Below are 16,385 nucleotides of genomic sequence, written 5' to 3'. Positions count from 1 at the left end.
CTCAGTCCGGCAAGCCGGCCTGCGCCGCGACGCTCTCCATCGCCTCGGCGATCCGGGCGACGCCCCAGCGCGCGAAGGAACGCATCAGCATGATCTCCATGCCCTCCTCGGTGCGGGTCAGCACGGCCATCATGTGCGCCAGCTCGGTGCGCGCGGCGTGGCCGGGCCTGAAGACGCCCGGGTGCAGGTCGAGCGGCGTCAGCCGCGCCAGGACCGACTCGGTCCCCGCCCCCTCGAGCCGCAGGACCACCCAGCCGTCGCTGAGATCCGTCACCGCCGCATGGGCGGCGACGGCGGCATCCGGCGCGATCTCGCCCACCAGCATGTACTGCCGGTAGCCGGCCCAGATCAGCCGCGCCCCCGGCGTCCCCGCGGCGCGACCGGCGGGTGGCAGGGCAAGGCCGTGCGCGGAGTCGAGCGCCTGCGACAGCGCTTCCTCGGCGCCGGCATAGGGGGCGATCGCGGTGATCGCGGCAGGCGCGCACGCGACGAGACGGCAGGACCCGGCCTCGACCGGCAGCAGGTCGGCCACGGGGGATTTCGCGATCAGCTCAACCACGGACACGGCTCCCTTCCGGATCGAAGAAGACGGGCGGGCAGACCGTGCAGGCCGTCTCGGCCCCGCGCAGATGATCGACCATGCGGATCGTCTCGCCATGGCGTGCCCGTCCGTCACGCAGGAAACCGAGCGCCAGGGTCGTGTTCAGCGTGGGCGAGAACCCGGCGCTGGTGACGTAGCCCTGGTCATTGACGCGCACCGCCTCGGCGCCCTCTGCGAAAAGATGCGCGCCGGGCAGGATCCGCGCGCCGTTCTCGACCGGCTTCAGCCCGACGAGTTGTTCACGCTCGGGGCCGGCCAGCCCCTCGCGGGTGGTGGCCAGCTGGCCGATGCAGTCCTTCCTGGCGCTGACCATCCGCGCCATCCCGAGGTCGAAGGGCGTGGTCCGGCCATGCAGCTCGGCATGGGTCAGGAAGCCCTTCTCGATCCTGAGCACGTTGAGCGCTTCCATCCCGTAGGCGCCGCCCTCGAGGCTCTCGGCGCGGGTGACGAGCGCGCGGAAGAGCGCATCGCCATAGCGGGCCGGCACCGCGATCTCGTAGGCCAGCTCGCCCGAGAAGGAAATCCGGAACAGCCGCCCGGCCACGCCGGCGACCGTCACCGGGCCGCAGGACATGAAGGGAAACGCCGCGTCGGCGATATCCTCGTCGACGAGGCTGTCCAGAAGATCGCGCGCCTTCGGCCCGGCGACGGCGAACTGCGCCCAGTGATCCGTGACCGAAAGCGTCTGCACGTCGAGATCGGGGCGCAGGACCTGCTGGACGTATTCGAGATGCCGCATGACCTGTCCGGCCGCGGCGGTGGTCGTCGTCATCAGGAAACGGTGCTCGTCGAGCCGCGCCGTCGTGCCGTCATCCATGACATGGCCATCCTCGCGCAGCATGATCCCGTAGCGCACGCGGCCCGGCTTCAGCGTCGAGAAGGTGTTGGCATAGACGAAATCGAGGAAGGCCGCGGCATCCGGCCCCTGAATGTCGATCTTGCCCAGCGTCGAGACGTCGGCCACCCCGACCGACTCGCGCACCATCCGCACCTCGCGGTCGCAGGACTCGCGCCAGGTGGTCTCTCCCGGGCGGGGGAAATAGCTCGGGCGGTACCAGAGCCCGGCCTCTATGAAGGGCGCGCCGCGCGCGCGGCTCGCCTCGTGCGAGGTCGTGTAGCGCTGCGGCGCGAAGCCGCTGCCGCGGGCATGCGCGCCCAGCGCGCCGATCCGCACCGGGGTGTAGGGCGGGCGGAAGGTCGTGGTGCCCGTCTCGGGGATCGGGCGGCCGGTCAGTTCCGACAGGACCGCCAGCGCCCCGATATTGGACAGCTTCCCCTGGTCGGTCGCCATGCCCAGCGTCGTGTAGCGTTTCATGTGCTCGACCGAGCGGAAGTTCTCCTGGTGGGCAAGCTTGACGTCCTTGACCGTCACGTCGTTCTGGAAGTCGAGCCAGGCGCGCCCCCGGGTGCCGGTGACATGCCAGAAGGGCGTGATGGCCGTCTCGCCATCCTCGGCTTGCGGGACGTCCGGCGTCGGGGCCGCGGCGCCGAGCGCCTCAAGCGCCGTCCGTGCGGCGGCGTCGCCGCTGGCCAGCGCGGCGGCGGTGGTCATCCGGCCCGCGGCCGCGCCGGCGGGCAGCAGGCCCGGCACCGCGTTCTCGGCCGGGACGAAGGCCGCGATCGCCGCGTCCCAGACCGGGCGGCCGTTCATGTGGCAGGTCAGGTGCACCGCCGGGTTCCAGCCGCCCGAGACGGCAAGCGTGTCGGCGGCGATCTCCTCGCTGCCGCCCGCGCCCCGCACCGTCAGGCCCGTCAGGCCGAGCCGCCCCCTGGTGCCGGTCACCACGGCGCCGCGATGGACCGGGAAATCGCCCGTGCCCCCCGCATCCTGCCGCGTGTCGATCATCGCGGCGATCTCGACCCCGGCGGCGGCGAGATCGCGCGCGGTGCGCCAGGCATCGTCATTGTTGCCGAAGACCGCGACCCGTTTGCCCGGCGCCACCGCCCAGCGATTGGCATAGGCGCGCACGGCGCCGGCCAGCATAACGCCGGGCCGGTCGTTGTCGGGAAACGCGATGGGCCGCTCGGTCGCGCCGGCCGCGAGGATCGCGCGCCGCGCGGCGATCCGCCAGAAGGTCTGCACCGGCGCCGCGTCCGGCAGATCGCCGACATGTTCGCCGACCCGTTCCAGCGCGCCGTAGGTACCGCCGTCATAGGCGCCGGTGACGGTGGTGCGGCGCATGATGCGCACATTGTCCATCTCCGCGAGGGTGCGGATCGTTTCCTCGGCCCAGAGATGGCCCGGCAGGCCGCCCACCTCTTCGCGTTCGGCATTGAGCCGGCCGCCGGGGCGGAAATCCTCGTCGGCGAGGATCACGTCGGCCCCGCCCCGCGCCGCGGTCAGCGCCGCCATCAGCCCGGCGGGCCCGGCGCCGATCACCAGGACGTCGCAATGGGCGAAGGCCTTGTCGTAGCGCGCGGTGTCCGTCGCCCCGGACAATGCGCCGAGACCCGCGGCGCGGCGGATCACCGGCTCGTAAAGCTTTTCCCAGAAGCTACGCGGCCACATGAAGGTCTTGTAGTAGAACCCCGCGCCCAGGAACGGCGACAGCCAGTCATTGACCGCGAGCAGGTCCGTCCGCAGGGACGGCCAGCGGTTCTGGCTCGTCGCCGTCAGACCGTCGTAAATCTCCTGCTGGGTGGCCCGGACATTGGGCGCGACCTGGTCGCCGGCGCCGATCTGCACCAGCGCGTTCGGCTCTTCCGATCCGGCGGTCATCACGCCGCGCGGCCGGTGATACTTGAAGGACCGGCCCATCAGCCGCACGCCGTTGGCCAGCAGCGCGGAGGCCAGCGTGTCGCCCTTCAGCCCGGCATGGCCCTTGCCGTCGAAGCGGAAGCGCAGCGGCGCGTCGCGGTCGATCAGCCCGCCCGTGTCGAGACGCATCAGCCCGCCCCCCGCTTGGCCTCGGCCGCCAGCGCGGTGCCGAGGATCTCGTGGGTGACGGTGTCGCGCCGCACCTTCAGCCAGGCGCGGCAGCCCATGTCGTGGCTCCAGAGCTCCTCGGTCGGGCCGGCGGGATTGTCGCGCAGGTGCAGATACGCCTCGAGCGCGTCGAGATCCGCGTCCGCGCCGGGCCGATCCATGTAGACCGCCGCGCCGCCATAGGTGAACTCGCGCAGGTCGCGGTCGCCGCAGAGGGGGCATGTGATGCGCATTCGGTCCTCCCTCAGTGCAGGTTGTGCTGGCTGCCGGTGCCTTCCTCGTCGAGGAGGTGCCCCGTGCGGAACCGATCCAGCCGGTACTTGGCCGCGACCTCGTGCGGCGCGTCCCGGGCGATGAGATGGGCGAAGCACCAGCCCGAGGCCGGCACCGCCTTGAAGCCGCCGTAGCACCAGCCGCAGTCGACATAGAGCCCGTCGATATGGGTCTTGTCGATGATGGGCGAGCCGTCCGGCGTCATGTCCATGATCCCGCCCCAGCTGCGCAGCACCCGCGCCTTTCCGATCATCGGCATCAGCGTCATGCCCGCCTCCATGACATGCTCGGCCATCGGCAGGTTCCCGCGCTGCGCGTAGGAGGCGTAGAAATCGAGATCGCCGCCAAAGACCAGGCCGCCCTTGTCGGACTGGCTGATGTAGAAATGCCCCATGCCGAAGCTGACGACATGGTCGATCACGGGCTTCAGCCCCTCGGTCACGAAGGCCTGCAGGATATGGCTCTCGATGGGCAGGCGCATCCCGGCCATGGCGGCCACCTGGCCCGACCGGCCCGCGGTGACGATGCCGACCTTCCGGGCGCGGATCGCGCCGCGGGTGGTCTGCACGCCAGTGACGCGCCCGGCCTCGACGTCGATGCCGGTCACCTCGCAATTCTGGATCAGGTCCACGCCGCGCCGGTCGGCCCCGCGGGCATACCCCCAGGCGACCGCGTCGTGGCGCGCGGTGCCGCCGCGCGGATGCAGCAGGCCGCCGTAGATCGGGAAGCGCGTGTTGTCGAAATCGAGATAGGGCAGATGTTTGCGCACGCCTTCGCGGTCCAAGAGGATCGCGTCGTCGCCCTGGTTGACCATCGCGTTGCCCCGGCGGGCGAAGGCGTCGCGCTGGCCGTCGGAATGGAACAGGTTGATGAGCCCGCGCTGGGAATGCATCACGTTGTAGTTCAGCTCCTGCTCCAGCCCTTCCCAGAGCTTGAGCGAATGGCTGTAGAACTGCGAGTTGCCGTCGAGGAAATAGTTGGCGCGCACGATCGTGGTGTTCCGCCCCACATTGCCACCGCCGAGATATCCCTTCTCCAGCACCGCGACATTGGTCAGGCCATGGTTCTTGGCGAGGTAATAGGCCGTGGACAGCCCGTGCCCCCCGCCACCGATCAGAACGATGTCGTAGTCGTCCTTCGGCGCGGGGTCGCGCCAATGCGGCGTCCAGCCCTTCTGGCCGGTCAGGCCTTCCTTCAGCAATCTCAGAGCGGAATAGCGCATGGGGTCTCCGTCTTGCGGGGCCAGCCTACAGCCCCGGGGCGAGTGTTCAATGACCGGCTGCCAATTCCGCGCCATTCCCCGACATTTTCCCGGTCCGTCCACGACATGGCCGCACCGGACTTCCGCGGCTGTGCCGTGGATTTTCCCAGACCCCCCTATCCGGAATGGATTCCGAAACTGTTTTCGGTCATGGTCATTTTGCCGCAGGGGCGCGTCCCCGGCCGCGGGGCGGCGGGGGGAACCGACGACAGAACGCCACCAAGAGGGGGGACCCAATGTTGAAGAAGCCCGAACCGACCTTCCGCGAATCCGTCGACCTGATGTTCAACCGGGCCGTCGCCCTGATGGACCTGCCGCCCGGGCTCGAGGAAAAAATCCGGGTCTGCAACGCCACCTACACGGTCCGCTTCGGCGTGCGGCTCCGCGGCCAGATCAAGACCTTCACCGGCTACCGCTCGGTGCACTCCGAACACATGGAGCCGGTCAAGGGCGGCATCCGCTACGCCACCGCGGTCAACCAGGACGAGGTCGAGGCGCTGGCGGCGCTGATGACCTACAAATGCGCCATCGTCGAGGCGCCCTTCGGCGGCTCCAAGGGCGGGCTCTGCATCGATCCGCGCGAATACGAGGAACACGAACTCGAACTGGTCACGCGCCGCTTCGCCTACGAGCTGGCCAAGCGCGATCTCATCAGCCCGAGCCAGAACGTCCCCGCCCCCGACATGGGCACCGGGGAACGCGAGATGGCCTGGATCGCCGACCAGTACAGCCGCATGCACACCACCGACATCAACGCGCGTGCCTGCGTGACCGGCAAGCCGCCCCATGCCGGCGGCATCCAGGGCCGCGTCGAGGCCACCGGGCGCGGCGTGCAATACGCGCTGCGCGAGTTCTTCCGCCATGCCGATGACAAGAAGAAGGCGGGGCTGCAGGGCACGCTCGAGGGCAAGAAGGTCATCGTCCAGGGTCTCGGGAACGTGGGCTACCACGCCGCCAAGTTCCTGACCGAGGAGGACGGCGCCAAGGTCATCGGCGTGATCGAGCGCGACGGCGGACTCTACGACAAGGACGGGCTCGATATCGAAGGGCTGCACCGCTACATCTCCCAGCATGGCGGGGTGAAGGGCTACTATTCCGGCGAATACGTGGTCGATTCCCGCCACCTCCTGGAAGAGGAATGCGACGTCCTGATCCCGGCCGCCGTCGAGGGCGTGATCAACATGAACAACGCCGAGCGGGTCAAGGCGAAGCTGATCATCGAGGCCGCGAACGGGCCGGTGACCGCGCCGGCCGACGACGTGCTGCGCAAGAAGGGCACCGTCATCATTCCCGACATGTACGCTAATGCCGGCGGCGTCACGGTGTCCTATTTCGAATGGGTCAAGAACCTCAGCCATATCCGCTTCGGCCGGATGCAGCGCCGCCAGGAGGAAGCGCGCCACCAGCTGCTCGTCGACGAGATCAACCGCGTGCTGGGGGAAGCCGGTGTCGAGGCCAAGCTCTCGGCCAGCTTCACCGAGGCCTATCTCAAGGGCGCCGGAGAGCTGGAACTCGTCCGCTCGGGGCTGGACGACACCATGCGCACCGCCTACCAGGCCATGCGCGAGGTCTGGCACGAGCATGACGACGTCACCGACCTGCGCACGGCCGCCTATCTCGTCTCGATCAAGCGCGTGGCGGAGAGCTACCAGGCCAAGGGGCTCTAGCTTCCGGGGCCGGCGCCGGGCCGCTCAGCCGCGGTCGCGCTCCATGATGCGGGCGGTCAGCACATCGGCCATCACGCGGGCCTGCGCCCCCGGCGTGACGCCGCCGATGCCGACCCGCCGGCCCAGCCGCCACCAGAGCCCCGGCGCCCAGGCGCGGGGCTGCGGCGTCTTCAGGCGGACCAGGAAGCCGTTCGACGGCTTGAAGGCGAACAGCCCGCGATCGACGCTCTCGACGTCCTCCACGCGGCAGATCTGCCGGCCGCCGGTCTCGTAGAGCCCGTCCTCGCGCAGGACGACCGCTTCTTCGGTGGCCTGCCAGGTCCGCACCGACAGCGCCAGCGCCGCCAGCCCGGCCACGATCAGGAAGACCTGCCATCCCAGGGACTGCGGCGGCGTGGCCAGCCCCACATAGACGAGCGTGCCGCCCAGCACCGCCAGCACCACCAGCGCGAAGACCCGCCTGGGGCCAGATGCCTCGACCCGTACCTGAAACTCGTTCATCGGCTGGCGCCTCCCTGCCCGTCTCGCCTGCGCCCTCTTAGACGGCGCGGCCGGCCGGGTCCAGCGGCGCGCGGCTGTGCAGGGATGCGCGGCGCCCGTGCGGCCCCGCGGAATTGTCCGGCGGCGCTGGCGGGCCTACCTTCCACCCAACCCTTTGCGACAGGAGAGCGCCATGTCCATCAGACCCGTCACCGCGACCCGTGCCGCCAGCCCGACGCTGGAAGGCGCCGGCGTGAAGCTGCACCGCGCCTTCGGTTTCCAGGACCCGTCGGAGCTCGACCCGTTCCTGCTTTTCGACGATTTCCGCAACGAGCGACCCGAGGATTTCCTGCGCGGCTTTCCCTGGCACCCGCATCGCGGCATCGAGACGATCACCTACGTGCTCGACGGCACGGTCGAGCATGGCGACAGCCTGGGCAATACCGGCACGCTCGCCGCCGGCGACGTGCAGTGGATGACCGCCGGCTCGGGCATCATGCACCAGGAAATGCCCCAGGGCAGCGCCGATGGCCGGATGCACGGCTTCCAGCTCTGGGCGAACCTGCCCTCGAGCCTCAAGATGACGGCGCCGCGCTACCAGGACGTCAAGGGCAAGGACATCCCCGAGATCATCGACGATGACGGCACCCGGGTGCGGGTCATCACCGGCTCTTTCTGGGGGCAGTCCGGCCCGGTCGACGGGATCGCCGCCGATCCGCTCTATCTCGACGTGAGCGTGCCGCCGCTGGTGACCAAGCGCCTGCCGGTGGATACCTACCGCCGCGCCTTCGCCTATGTCTTTGCCGGCGCCGGGCGCTTCGCCGACGCCTCGCAGCCCCATGGCGTGCTGCTCGAGAAGGAGGTCATGGGCGAGGAGGTCAACATCCGCGACATGTCCGGCAACCGGACGCTGGTCAAGTTCGGCACCGGCGACGAGATCACCGTGCAGGCCGGCGAGGAGGGCATCCGCTTCCTGCTGATCGCCGGGGCGCCGATCCAGGAACCCGTCGCCTGGCATGGCCCCATCGTGATGAACACACGCGAGGAGCTGATGCAGGCCGTCACCGAGCTGCGCAACGGCACCTTCATCCGCCCCGCCCATTGATCGCGGACACTGGCCAAACTGCGCGGCGTTGCCTAGAACGCCGCGCAGGAGGTGCCCCATGCTCAATACAGTCGTCACCGGCGATCCGACCGACCAGCCGCCGCTCGTGATCGCGCACGGGCTGTTCGGCTCGGCGCGCAACTGGGGCGTCCTGGCCAAGCGGCTCTCGGCCGCGCGGCAGGTGATCGCGGTGGACATGCGCAACCACGGCGCAAGCCCGTGGACCGCCGCCCACGCCTACCCGAACCTTGCCGACGACCTGGCCGAGGTGATCGCGGCGCATGGCGGACGGGCGGATGTCCTCGGCCATTCGATGGGGGGCAAGGCGGCGATGGTGCTGGCGCTTACCCGGCCGGCGCGTGTCGCGCGGCTGATCGTGGCCGATATCGCGCCGCTCGGCTACGGCCACAGCCAGACACCGCTGATCGAGGCCATGCAGGCGGTCGATCTCTCGCAGGTCGAGAGCCGCCGCGACGCCGACGAACAGCTCGGCGGACACGTGGCCGAGGCACCGGTGCGCGCGTTCCTGCTGCAATCGCTGGATCTCAAGGGGGCGGCCCCGCGCTGGATGCTCAACCTGGACGCGCTCAAGGCCGAAATGGACCGCATCATCGGCTTTCCCGAGATCGACGGCCGGTTCGACGGCCCGGCGCTGTTCCTCGCCGGCGCGCTGTCGGACTATGTCACCGATGACGCCGGGCCCGCCATCCGCGCGCTCTTCCCGCGGGCGGAACTGGAACAGGTCCCGGGCGCGGGGCACTGGCTCCATGCCGAGAAGCCCCGCGAGACCGAGGCGGCGGTCACCGCCTTCCTGGATCGGCACCCCGCGGACTAGCTGCCGCGCAGCGCCCGCACCACCGCCCAGGTCACCGGCAGCGCCGCGACGAAGCCCACCACGGCGGCGGCGACGATCGGGCGCGTCGTGTCGAACCCGGCGGTCAGCACCGCCACGACGGCCACCCCCATCAGGGTGGTGGCGGCCATCAAGAAAATCGGCAAGGCCAAGCGGAACATCATACCCTCCGTCCCTCGAACGCGCGTTTCCGCCGCCACCCTGCCACAGCCGCGCCCGCGCGCCTTGATCCAGCGCAAGCCGCGCGCGGCGGGCGCATGCTATGATGCGCCGTGGCACTCTCAGGGGGAGGGAGGCGAATGATCACTCTGGACGATATCGTCGACATGACGTCGCTGACGCGCGAGGAGATCGCGGCGATCGCGGAACACGAGCATGTCGAGGGCGTGAACGCGGCGGCGCTGGCCGATTACATGGAGCATATGCCCAAGGGGCCGCAGGCGATCCAGCGGATGATCTGCGAGGATATCCGGGATGCGCTGCACCGCGACGACGTGGCGCATGCCAAGGAGCTCTACGCGGTGCTCAAGCACTTCATGCAGACGCATCCCGGCGCCGCGCGCGGCGCCGAGTGAGCCGCCTCAGGCGGCGCGGTGCCGGCGCGGCCAGAACGGGTCGCGGCGCTTGATCCGCTTGGCGAGCACCCAGCTGAGGGGCGCGGCCACTAGCGCGCCAGCGGCGGCGGCCACGACGATGACGGGCCAGGTGTAAAGCCCGGCGGTCAGCGCGGCGATGACGAAACTTCCCATCAGGGTCACTGCGGCCATCAGGTAGATGAGCAGGGCGAGACGATCCATGACATCCTCCTTTCCATCGCCGCCGCGCGGTCGGGTGCGGCGGCGTCACGGAGGAAACGTTCCGACGCCCGGCGGGTTCCGGGCGGCCCGCGGCATGCGGGCCGCGCCGGGCCGGCTCAGAAGGACCAGACGGCCGCGCCGGACTCGAGCAGCGCGTCGGCCATCGCCGGCGGCTGGGCGACACCGACGCCGTCGATCAGCGCCTCGGGCTGAAGTCCCTTGCCGGGCAGGTAGATCGCGCAGACCTCGACCGTGGCGCCCTTCGCAACGATCTGCGTGAGCAGCCCCTGCGGGCTCATGTCCCTGGGCGGCTGGCCGGCGGTGGCGCTCTCGGGCGCATCGTCGAGCGCGATGTCCCCGGCCGGGCCACAGAGCAGCATGTGCACGCGGGTGCCCTTGGCCACGGCCTGCATGGTCAGGACCATCGACATCAGCTGGGTCTGCGGGTTCTCGGCCGTCACCACGGTGACGAGGCGCTCGGCCCTGGCCATGTGGTCATCGGCGGCGGCCGGCAAGGCCGTCAGCGCGAGCGCGGCGGCGGCGGCGGCGGTAAGGGTCTTCAGCATGATCTGCTCCTTGGCGTGTCGGTTGAGCGCGTTTCCCGGGGCCACGCTATATTGTATATTTGTAATATATATATGTAACAACGTCGCACCCCGCGCGACGCCGCCGGGACCTGGGGCGCGCGCGAGACGTTGGCGCGGCGCAACCGGACACGGAGGACATCATGACCCCGAAGAGACCGATCGCCCTGCCCTTCGGCGCGCTGCTGGCGCTGGCGGGCTGCGAAACGATGGAAGGCGCCGGCGAGGATATCGAGCGCGCCGGCGAGACGCTCCAGCACGAGAGCCAGGACGTCCGGAACGAGATGTGACCAACAGCGCGCGGGGGCGCTCAGCCGTCCCCGTGCAGATTGCGCGCGACAAGCCAGGCCGCGGGAAAGGCCACGAGGAACCCGGCGCCCGCCGCGCCCAGGATCGGCCAGAGCCCGCCCCAGCCCATGACCAGCACGACGACGATCGCGACGCCGGCCAGCGTCGCGCCGATGAAGATGTGCAAAAGCAGGATGAGCGGCAGCATGAACCCTCCGTCTGGCGGACGGGTCCGCCCTAACCCGCGCGCCCGGCGGCGGCCTTGATCTGGGTCAGGCTGCGGCGGCCCGGCCGCGCGGGATGCGCGGATGCCCTCAGTTGTCCATCTTCAGCGCGTTGATGAAGGCCTGCTGCGGGATCTCCACCTTGCCGAACTGGCGCATCTTCTTCTTGCCGGCCTTCTGCTTTTCCAGGAGCTTCTTCTTCCGCGTCACGTCCCCGCCATAGCACTTGGCGGTGACGTCCTTGCGCAGCGCCGCCAGCGTTTCGCGGGCGATGACCTTGCCGCCGATGGCCGCCTGGATCGGGATCTTGAACATGTGGCGCGGGATCAGCTCCTTCAGCTTCTCGCACATCGCGCGGCCGCGGCTCTCGGCCCGGTCCCGGTGGACCATGATCGACAACGCGTCCACCGGCTCGTCATTGACCAGGATCTGCATCTTCACCAGGTTGTCGGCGCGGTAGCCCTCCATCTGGTAGTCGAAGCTGGCATAGCCGCGGGTCACCGATTTCAGCCGGTCGTAGAAGTCGAACACCACCTCGTTGAGCGGCAGGTCGTAGACCACCATCGCCCGGCTGCCCGCATAGGTCAGGTCAAGCTGGATGCCGCGGCGGTCCTGGCAAAGCTTCAGCACGTCGCCCAGGAACTCGTCGGGCACCATGATGGTGGCCTTGATGCGCGGCTCCTCGATATGGGCCACATGGGTCAGGTCCGGCATGTCGGCGGGGTTGTGCAGCTCGCGCATCTCGCCGTCCTTCATGTGGACGTTATAGACCACCGACGGCGCCGTGGTGATCAGCTCGATGCCCCATTCGCGTTCCAGCCGGTCGCGGATCACCTCGAGATGCAGCAGGCCGAGGAACCCGCAGCGGAAGCCGAAGCCCAGCGCCGCCGAGGTCTCCATCTCGTAGCTGAAGGAGGCGTCGTTCAGCGCCAGCTTCTCGATCGCGGTGCGCAGGTCCTCGAACTCGGCCGAATCGACCGGGAACAGCCCGCAGAAGACCACCGGCACCGAGGGCTTGAAGCCCGGCAGCGCGGTTTCCGCGCCCTTCTTCTCGTGGGTGATCGTGTCGCCCACGCGGGTGTCGCGCACCTGCTTGATCGAGGCCGTCAGGATGCCGATCTCGCCCGGGCCCAGCTCCTTGACGTCGAGCATGGCGGGTTTCAGCACCGCCAGCTTGTCGACGCCGTACAGCGCGCCGGTCTGCATCATGCGGATCTTGTCGCCCTTGCGCAGCACGCCGTCCATGATCCGCACCAGCACCACGACGCCCAGATAGGGGTCGTACCAGCTGTCCACCAGCATCGCCTTGAGGGGCGCGTCGCGGTCGCCCTCGGGGGGCGGCAGGCGCTGCACGATGGCCTCGAGCACGTCCGGGATGCCCATCCCGGTCTTGGCCGAGATCGGGATCGCGTCCGAGGCGTCGATGCCGATCACGTCCTCGATCTGCTCCATCACCCGCTCCGGCTCGGCCGCGGGCAGGTCGATCTTGTTCAGCACCGGCACGATCTCGTGGTCGGCGTCGATGGCCTGGTAGACATTGGCCAGCGTCTGCGCCTCGACGCCCTGTGTCGCGTCGACGACCAGAAGCGAGCCCTCGACCGCGCGCATCGAGCGGCTGACCTCATAGGCGAAATCGACGTGTCCGGGCGTGTCGATCAGGTTGAGCACATAGGTGTGCCCGTCCTTGGCCGGGTAGTCGATCCGAACCGTGTTGGCCTTGATCGTGATGCCGCGTTCGCGCTCGATATCCATGGCGTCGAGCAGCTGGTCGCGCATGTCGCGCTCGGCCACGGTGCCGGTCAGCTGGATCAGCCGGTCGGCCAGCGTCGACTTGCCGTGGTCGATATGGGCCACGATGGAGAAATTGCGGATATGGGCGAGCTCTGTCATGGCGCTGGATATGCACCGGAACGCCCCCCGGGACAAGTGGCTGCGGCGCCATGGCCTCAGAGATCGAAGGCCGCCTGCGCCCCCGCCCCGTTCTCGCGCGCGGCGCGCTTGAAGGCGTCGTCGCGGCGGGCGGGCAGGCGCACGGCGCGGTCGCGAAGCTGCAACGCCTCCTCGATGGTGACGACCTGCAGGCGCGGGACGGGGGTAAAGCCGTCCATCTCGTAGCCGCCCGCGGCGGCGGCCTCGGAGATCATGTTGCGGTTCGGCGGATCGAGGGTCAGGAAGACTGCGATGTCGGCCTTGTGCCGTTCCATGGCGCCGCGCAGGCGGGCGATCTGGGGGGTGCCCACCTTACCCGATTTCACTTCGATGATCGCGCGGCCGGTCTTGCCGAAATAGAGGTTGCCGTCGATGCCGCCGTCGCCCGAGCGTTTTGTGGGCTGACCCGACAGAAGGGCGACCGCCCATTTCTCGAACTCGTAGTAGTAGCGCGGGTCCTCCTGCCCCCGGCGGGCGAGGTCGCGCGCGCCCGACAGGTCCTGCGGGACGCCATGGGTGGTGAATTGCACGCCTTCGAAGGCGTCGCGCAGGCGTTTCTCGATCAGGCCGATGGCGAGGTGGGTGACGTCGATGCCTATCCACTGCCGCCCGAGTTTCTCGGCGGCATGGACGGTGGTGCCGCAGCCGCAGAACGGATCGAGGACGACGTCGCCAGGGTTGGAGGAGGCCTGTAGGATGCGTTCGAGGAGCGCGACGGGTTTCTGGGTGGGGTAGCCGAGGCGTTCCTTGGCTTGCGAGTTGAGCGGTGGGATGTCCGTCCAGATGTCGCCCATCACCCCACCTTCCATCTCGTTCAGGTAGCGTTTCAATTGTGGTCTGCGGCTCGTATTGAAATCACCATTTTTATGGGTGGGATACCAAATCCGGCCCTCGTCGTGCAGCCGCTGCATCGTTTCGCGCTGATAACGCCAGCCTTTTTCTGGATACGGAAACCCAAGCCAATCATACATCATTTTGGGGCGCGGGCTCGGGCTTGTCATGTTGTCAAGGCGATATGGGCCTCGTCCATCATTGTCATCGCGGCCATATTTTGATTTGACATATTCAGCCGAATGAGGCTCTCGAGGCGTGTTCCAGGTGAACGCTTTTTCCGACTTCGCATAGAAAAGTATGCAATCGGCGTTGTTGCTCCACGTTTTCGCGTCGCTGTGGGTCGTTGTCCGCTTCCAGTCGATCTCGTTCTTGAAATTCCGCGCCCCGAACACCGCATCCAGCAGGATCTTCAGGTAATGGCTCGCCGTCGGATCGCAGTGCAGGTAGAGCGACCCCGTCGGCTTCAGCACCCGGTGCAGCTCCAGAAGCCGCACGGCCATCATGGCGAGATAGGCCATCATGTCGTTTTCGCCGAGGAAGGACCGCATCGCGGTCAGCATCGTCGCGGCCTCGGCGTTGCCCGAGCGGCGCACCTCGTCGAAGGCTTCCTCGGCCGCGTCGGTCCAGTGCCAGGTGTCGTCGAAGGCCTCGATCTGGGCGGCGCTTTCGCTGCCAGAGGGCCCTTTGAACAGCACGTTGTAGGAGGCGTTCGAATTGAAGGGCGGGTCGAGGTAGATCAGGTCAACGCTCTCGTCCGCCACGCTCTCGCGCAGCACGGCGAGGTTGTCCCCGTAATAGAGATGGTTGCCCATACCGGCGGCACTCGCTGATCACATGTCAGTGGTAGCCTAGGGGGGCGCCGCGGACCCGGTCAATCGCCTGATCCGGCGGAGCCGCGACAGCCTGTGCAATTGCGCGAAAGGCGGTTTCGGGGCATACTTTCGCGAAGAAAAAAGCGGTATCCCCCGCACAGACCGAGGCAGACAGATGAGAAAGACGCTTCTCGCCGCGACGATGGTCGCGCTCGTGGCGCCGGTGGCCCAGGCCGGCCCGATCGAGAACGCCTGCAACCGCTCCGACCGCGCCAAGGGTGACCGCGCGCTCTGCGGCTGCATCCAGGACGTGGCCGACCTGACGCTCGACCGCTCCGACCAGCGCATGGCCGCGCAGTTCTTCAAGGATCCGCATCGCGCACAGGAAATCCGGCAGTCCGACAACCGCCGGCACGAGGGTTTCTGGCAGCGTTACCGCGCCTTCGGCGAGGCGGCCGAGGAGTTCTGCACGCGGCGGAGCTGATCGATCAGCCCGTCGGCGGCCTCTTCCACCAGGTCGAGAACGCCCTCGAAATCCCCGGTGAAATACGGGTCCGGCAGGTCCGCGCCGGCCCGTCCCGCCGCATGGTCGAGCAGCATCGCGACCGGCGTATCGTTGCCGGGCGGGCGCAGCCGCTCGAGCGCGGCGCGGTTCGACGCGTCCATCGCCAGGATCAGGTCGAAGGCCTCGAAATCGTCCGGCGCCACCTGGCGGGCGCGCAGCGGCGCCAGGTCGTAGCCCCGCGCCGCCGCCGCCGCGATCGCCGGCGGGTGCGGCGGGTGGCCCAGGTGCCAGTCGCCGGTCCCGGCGCTGTCGAGATCCAGGTCCAGCCCGGCCGCCGCGGCGCGGGCGCGCACGACCCCCTCCGCGGTGGGCGAGCGGCAGATATTGCCGAGACAGACGAAGAGTATGCGGCGCATGGGCGGGTTCCTTTCCTGCCCGATGAGCTAGCAGCCCGCCCCGCCCCGGGCAAGGCGTGCCGTCCCGGGGCTTGGCCGATGGCGGGCGCGGCGCTAGCCTGCGGCCCGGGCAGGAAAGGGGGACGTCATGGCCGGCGATATCGTGATCCTCACCGGGGCGGGCATCTCCGCCGAATCCGGGCTCGGCACCTTCCGCGACGCGGGCGGCATCTGGGCGCGCTACCCGCTCGAGGACGTGGCCACGCCCGAGGGCTTCGCCCGCGACCCGGCGCTGGTGCACGACTTCTACAACGCCCGGCGGCGCCAGGCCCGCGCCGCCAGCCCGAACCCCGCCCATGCGGCGCTCGCCCGGCTCGAGGCCTCCTGGCCCGGCCGCGTGCTGATCGTGACCCAGAACATCGACTCGCTGCACGAGCGCGCGGGCACCCGCGCCGTCCGGCACATGCACGGCCGGATCGATCGCGCGCGCTGCGCGGGCTGCGGCCATCGCTGGGACGCGCCGGACGAGATGCACCCGCATGACGCCTGCCCGGCCTGCACGGCCCCGCGGACGCGCCCGGACGTCGTCTGGTTCGGGGAAATGCCCGAGCACATGGACGAGATCTGGGACCGGCTGCGCGCCGCGGCGCTCTTCGTCTCGATCGGCACATCGGGCAACGTCTATCCCGCCGCCGCCTTCGTCCAGGATGCCGCCCGCGCCGGCGCCTACACGCTGGAACTCAACCTCGACCCTTCCGCCGGCGCCGCCGATTTCGACGAAACCCGCCATGGCCCGGCCGGCCGGATCGTGCCCGCCTGGGTCGACGAGATGCTGGCCCGCACCTGACCGC

The 16,385-nt window shown here is 69.2% G+C and carries 19 protein-coding genes; 7 read left to right on the top strand and 12 right to left on the bottom strand.

Annotated features, from left to right (window positions below):
- Nucleotide 1: 1 nt before the first annotated feature.
- The 4 genes from ACQ5SP_RS03345 to ACQ5SP_RS03330 are packed head-to-tail and all read right to left on the bottom strand — an operon-like array spanning nucleotide 2 to nucleotide 5,022.
- Complete coding sequence (locus ACQ5SP_RS03345; RefSeq protein ID WP_430936433.1) at nucleotides 2–559, bottom strand: sarcosine oxidase subunit gamma; 558 nt, start codon at nucleotides 557–559, stop codon at nucleotides 2–4.
- On the bottom strand, nucleotides 552–3,488 hold the full coding sequence (locus ACQ5SP_RS03340; protein ID WP_430936431.1) for a sarcosine oxidase subunit alpha family protein: 2,937 nt from the start codon (nucleotides 3,486–3,488) through the stop codon (nucleotides 552–554). Before ACQ5SP_RS03340 ends, ACQ5SP_RS03345 begins: the two co-directional genes overlap by 8 nt.
- Nucleotides 3,488–3,760: a sarcosine oxidase subunit delta gene (locus ACQ5SP_RS03335; RefSeq protein WP_430936429.1), complete on the bottom strand. Its 273-nt coding sequence runs from the start codon at nucleotides 3,758–3,760 to the stop codon at nucleotides 3,488–3,490. The genes ACQ5SP_RS03340 and ACQ5SP_RS03335 overlap by 1 nt, the downstream gene beginning before the upstream one ends.
- 11 nt (nucleotides 3,761–3,771) lie before the next feature.
- Entirely contained in the window at nucleotides 3,772–5,022 is a 1,251-nt protein-coding gene (locus ACQ5SP_RS03330) for a sarcosine oxidase subunit beta family protein (protein WP_430936427.1), read from the bottom strand.
- A 275-nt stretch (nucleotides 5,023–5,297) separates the two neighbouring features.
- Here ACQ5SP_RS03330 and ACQ5SP_RS03325 point away from each other — a divergent pair, with 275 nt between their 5' ends.
- On the top strand, nucleotides 5,298–6,728 hold the full coding sequence (locus ACQ5SP_RS03325) for a Glu/Leu/Phe/Val family dehydrogenase (protein ID WP_430936425.1): 1,431 nt from the start codon (nucleotides 5,298–5,300) through the stop codon (nucleotides 6,726–6,728).
- 24 nt (nucleotides 6,729–6,752) lie between these two features.
- Here ACQ5SP_RS03325 and ACQ5SP_RS03320 read toward each other — a convergent pair whose 3' ends face one another.
- Nucleotides 6,753–7,229, bottom strand: coding sequence for a hypothetical protein (locus ACQ5SP_RS03320; protein ID WP_430936423.1), 477 nt, complete (start codon nucleotides 7,227–7,229; stop codon nucleotides 6,753–6,755).
- Between the two features lie 172 nt (nucleotides 7,230–7,401).
- Here ACQ5SP_RS03320 and ACQ5SP_RS03315 point away from each other — a divergent pair, with 172 nt between their 5' ends.
- Nucleotides 7,402–8,313, top strand: a complete 912-nt coding sequence (locus ACQ5SP_RS03315; RefSeq protein ID WP_430936421.1) for a pirin family protein — start codon at nucleotides 7,402–7,404, stop codon at nucleotides 8,311–8,313.
- A gap of 58 nt (nucleotides 8,314–8,371) precedes the next feature.
- Entirely contained in the window at nucleotides 8,372–9,148 is a 777-nt protein-coding gene (locus ACQ5SP_RS03310) for an alpha/beta fold hydrolase (RefSeq protein WP_430936419.1), read from the top strand.
- Here ACQ5SP_RS03310 and ACQ5SP_RS03305 read toward each other — a convergent pair.
- Complete coding sequence (locus ACQ5SP_RS03305) at nucleotides 9,145–9,297, bottom strand: CTP synthetase (protein WP_430936417.1); 153 nt, start codon at nucleotides 9,295–9,297, stop codon at nucleotides 9,145–9,147. The genes ACQ5SP_RS03310 and ACQ5SP_RS03305 overlap by 4 nt on opposite strands.
- A 168-nt stretch (nucleotides 9,298–9,465) precedes the next feature.
- Between ACQ5SP_RS03305 and ACQ5SP_RS03300 the strand changes: the two genes are divergently transcribed.
- Complete coding sequence (locus tag ACQ5SP_RS03300) at nucleotides 9,466–9,741, top strand: hypothetical protein (RefSeq protein WP_430936415.1); 276 nt, start codon at nucleotides 9,466–9,468, stop codon at nucleotides 9,739–9,741.
- Between the two features lie 6 nt (nucleotides 9,742–9,747).
- Here ACQ5SP_RS03300 and ACQ5SP_RS03295 read toward each other — a convergent pair whose 3' ends face one another.
- On the bottom strand, nucleotides 9,748–9,963 hold the full coding sequence (locus tag ACQ5SP_RS03295) for a hypothetical protein (protein WP_430936413.1): 216 nt from the start codon (nucleotides 9,961–9,963) through the stop codon (nucleotides 9,748–9,750).
- A gap of 116 nt (nucleotides 9,964–10,079) precedes the next feature.
- Nucleotides 10,080–10,529, bottom strand: coding sequence for a hypothetical protein (locus tag ACQ5SP_RS03290; RefSeq protein ID WP_430936411.1), 450 nt, complete (start codon nucleotides 10,527–10,529; stop codon nucleotides 10,080–10,082).
- A 161-nt stretch (nucleotides 10,530–10,690) separates the two neighbouring features.
- Here ACQ5SP_RS03290 and ACQ5SP_RS03285 point away from each other — a divergent pair, with 161 nt between their 5' ends.
- Complete coding sequence (locus tag ACQ5SP_RS03285; RefSeq protein ID WP_430936409.1) at nucleotides 10,691–10,837, top strand: entericidin A/B family lipoprotein; 147 nt, start codon at nucleotides 10,691–10,693, stop codon at nucleotides 10,835–10,837.
- Nucleotides 10,838–10,857: 20 nt separating this feature from the next.
- On the opposite strand, the gene ACQ5SP_RS03280 is transcribed toward ACQ5SP_RS03285, so the two are convergent.
- The 3 genes from ACQ5SP_RS03280 to ACQ5SP_RS03270 all read right to left on the bottom strand — a co-directional run bounded on the left by ACQ5SP_RS03280 (nucleotide 10,858) and on the right by ACQ5SP_RS03270 (nucleotide 14,598).
- The gene (locus ACQ5SP_RS03280) at nucleotides 10,858–11,043 is read right to left on the bottom strand and encodes a CTP synthetase (protein WP_430936407.1); all 186 of its coding nucleotides are present in this window, start codon (nucleotides 11,041–11,043) and stop codon (nucleotides 10,858–10,860) included.
- A 106-nt stretch (nucleotides 11,044–11,149) separates the two neighbouring features.
- Nucleotides 11,150–12,949: a translation elongation factor 4 gene (gene lepA / locus ACQ5SP_RS03275; protein ID WP_430936405.1), complete on the bottom strand. Its 1,800-nt coding sequence runs from the start codon at nucleotides 12,947–12,949 to the stop codon at nucleotides 11,150–11,152.
- Between the two features lie 56 nt (nucleotides 12,950–13,005).
- Complete coding sequence (locus tag ACQ5SP_RS03270; RefSeq protein ID WP_430936403.1) at nucleotides 13,006–14,598, bottom strand: site-specific DNA-methyltransferase; 1,593 nt, start codon at nucleotides 14,596–14,598, stop codon at nucleotides 13,006–13,008.
- 211 nt (nucleotides 14,599–14,809) lie between these two features.
- Here ACQ5SP_RS03270 and ACQ5SP_RS03265 point away from each other — a divergent pair, with 211 nt between their 5' ends.
- A complete protein-coding gene (locus ACQ5SP_RS03265; RefSeq protein ID WP_430936401.1) occupies nucleotides 14,810–15,118 on the top strand; it encodes a hypothetical protein in 309 nt (102 codons plus the stop codon).
- Here ACQ5SP_RS03265 and ACQ5SP_RS03260 read toward each other — a convergent pair.
- On the bottom strand, nucleotides 15,067–15,555 hold the full coding sequence (locus tag ACQ5SP_RS03260) for a low molecular weight protein-tyrosine-phosphatase (RefSeq protein WP_430936399.1): 489 nt from the start codon (nucleotides 15,553–15,555) through the stop codon (nucleotides 15,067–15,069). The genes ACQ5SP_RS03265 and ACQ5SP_RS03260 overlap by 52 nt on opposite strands.
- A gap of 127 nt (nucleotides 15,556–15,682) precedes the next feature.
- Here ACQ5SP_RS03260 and ACQ5SP_RS03255 point away from each other — a divergent pair, with 127 nt between their 5' ends.
- Nucleotides 15,683–16,381, top strand: a complete 699-nt coding sequence (locus ACQ5SP_RS03255; protein WP_430936397.1) for an NAD-dependent deacylase — start codon at nucleotides 15,683–15,685, stop codon at nucleotides 16,379–16,381.
- Nucleotides 16,382–16,385 lie beyond the last annotated feature (4 nt).

This window comes from Rhodovulum sp. YNF3179 (assembly GCF_050586465.1).
In the GTDB taxonomy this organism is placed as follows: Bacteria; Pseudomonadota; Alphaproteobacteria; order Rhodobacterales; family Rhodobacteraceae; genus CAJXYS01.
The sequence above is the reverse complement of the archived record's forward strand: the minus strand, read 5'-3'. Positions and strand labels throughout refer to the sequence as shown.

Bases quoted from the DNA above. Each gene is read 5' to 3' on its own strand.
- ACQ5SP_RS03340 (WP_430936431.1), bottom strand. From the start codon at position 3,488: ATGCGTCTCGACACGGGCGGGCTGATCGACCGCGACGCGCCGCTGCGC.
- ACQ5SP_RS03335 (WP_430936429.1), bottom strand. From the start codon at position 3,760: ATGCGCATCACATGCCCCCTCTGCGGCGACCGCGACCTGCGCGAGTTC.
- ACQ5SP_RS03330 (WP_430936427.1), bottom strand. From the start codon at position 5,022: ATGCGCTATTCCGCTCTGAGATTGCTGAAGGAAGGCCTGACCGGCCAG.
- ACQ5SP_RS03325 (WP_430936425.1), top strand. From the start codon at position 5,298: ATGTTGAAGAAGCCCGAACCGACCTTCCGCGAATCCGTCGACCTGATG.
- ACQ5SP_RS03320 (WP_430936423.1), bottom strand. From the start codon at position 7,229: ATGAACGAGTTTCAGGTACGGGTCGAGGCATCTGGCCCCAGGCGGGTC.
- ACQ5SP_RS03315 (WP_430936421.1), top strand. From the start codon at position 7,402: ATGTCCATCAGACCCGTCACCGCGACCCGTGCCGCCAGCCCGACGCTG.
- ACQ5SP_RS03310 (WP_430936419.1), top strand. From the start codon at position 8,372: ATGCTCAATACAGTCGTCACCGGCGATCCGACCGACCAGCCGCCGCTC.
- ACQ5SP_RS03305 (WP_430936417.1), bottom strand. From the start codon at position 9,297: ATGGCCGCCACCACCCTGATGGGGGTGGCCGTCGTGGCGGTGCTGACC.
- ACQ5SP_RS03300 (WP_430936415.1), top strand. From the start codon at position 9,466: ATGATCACTCTGGACGATATCGTCGACATGACGTCGCTGACGCGCGAG.
- ACQ5SP_RS03295 (WP_430936413.1), bottom strand. From the start codon at position 9,963: ATGGATCGTCTCGCCCTGCTCATCTACCTGATGGCCGCAGTGACCCTG.
- ACQ5SP_RS03290 (WP_430936411.1), bottom strand. From the start codon at position 10,529: ATGCTGAAGACCCTTACCGCCGCCGCCGCCGCCGCGCTCGCGCTGACG.
- ACQ5SP_RS03285 (WP_430936409.1), top strand. From the start codon at position 10,691: ATGACCCCGAAGAGACCGATCGCCCTGCCCTTCGGCGCGCTGCTGGCG.
- ACQ5SP_RS03280 (WP_430936407.1), bottom strand. From the start codon at position 11,043: ATGCTGCCGCTCATCCTGCTTTTGCACATCTTCATCGGCGCGACGCTG.
- lepA (WP_430936405.1), bottom strand. From the start codon at position 12,949: ATGACAGAGCTCGCCCATATCCGCAATTTCTCCATCGTGGCCCATATC.
- ACQ5SP_RS03265 (WP_430936401.1), top strand. From the start codon at position 14,810: ATGAGAAAGACGCTTCTCGCCGCGACGATGGTCGCGCTCGTGGCGCCG.
- ACQ5SP_RS03260 (WP_430936399.1), bottom strand. From the start codon at position 15,555: ATGCGCCGCATACTCTTCGTCTGTCTCGGCAATATCTGCCGCTCGCCC.
- ACQ5SP_RS03255 (WP_430936397.1), top strand. From the start codon at position 15,683: ATGGCCGGCGATATCGTGATCCTCACCGGGGCGGGCATCTCCGCCGAA.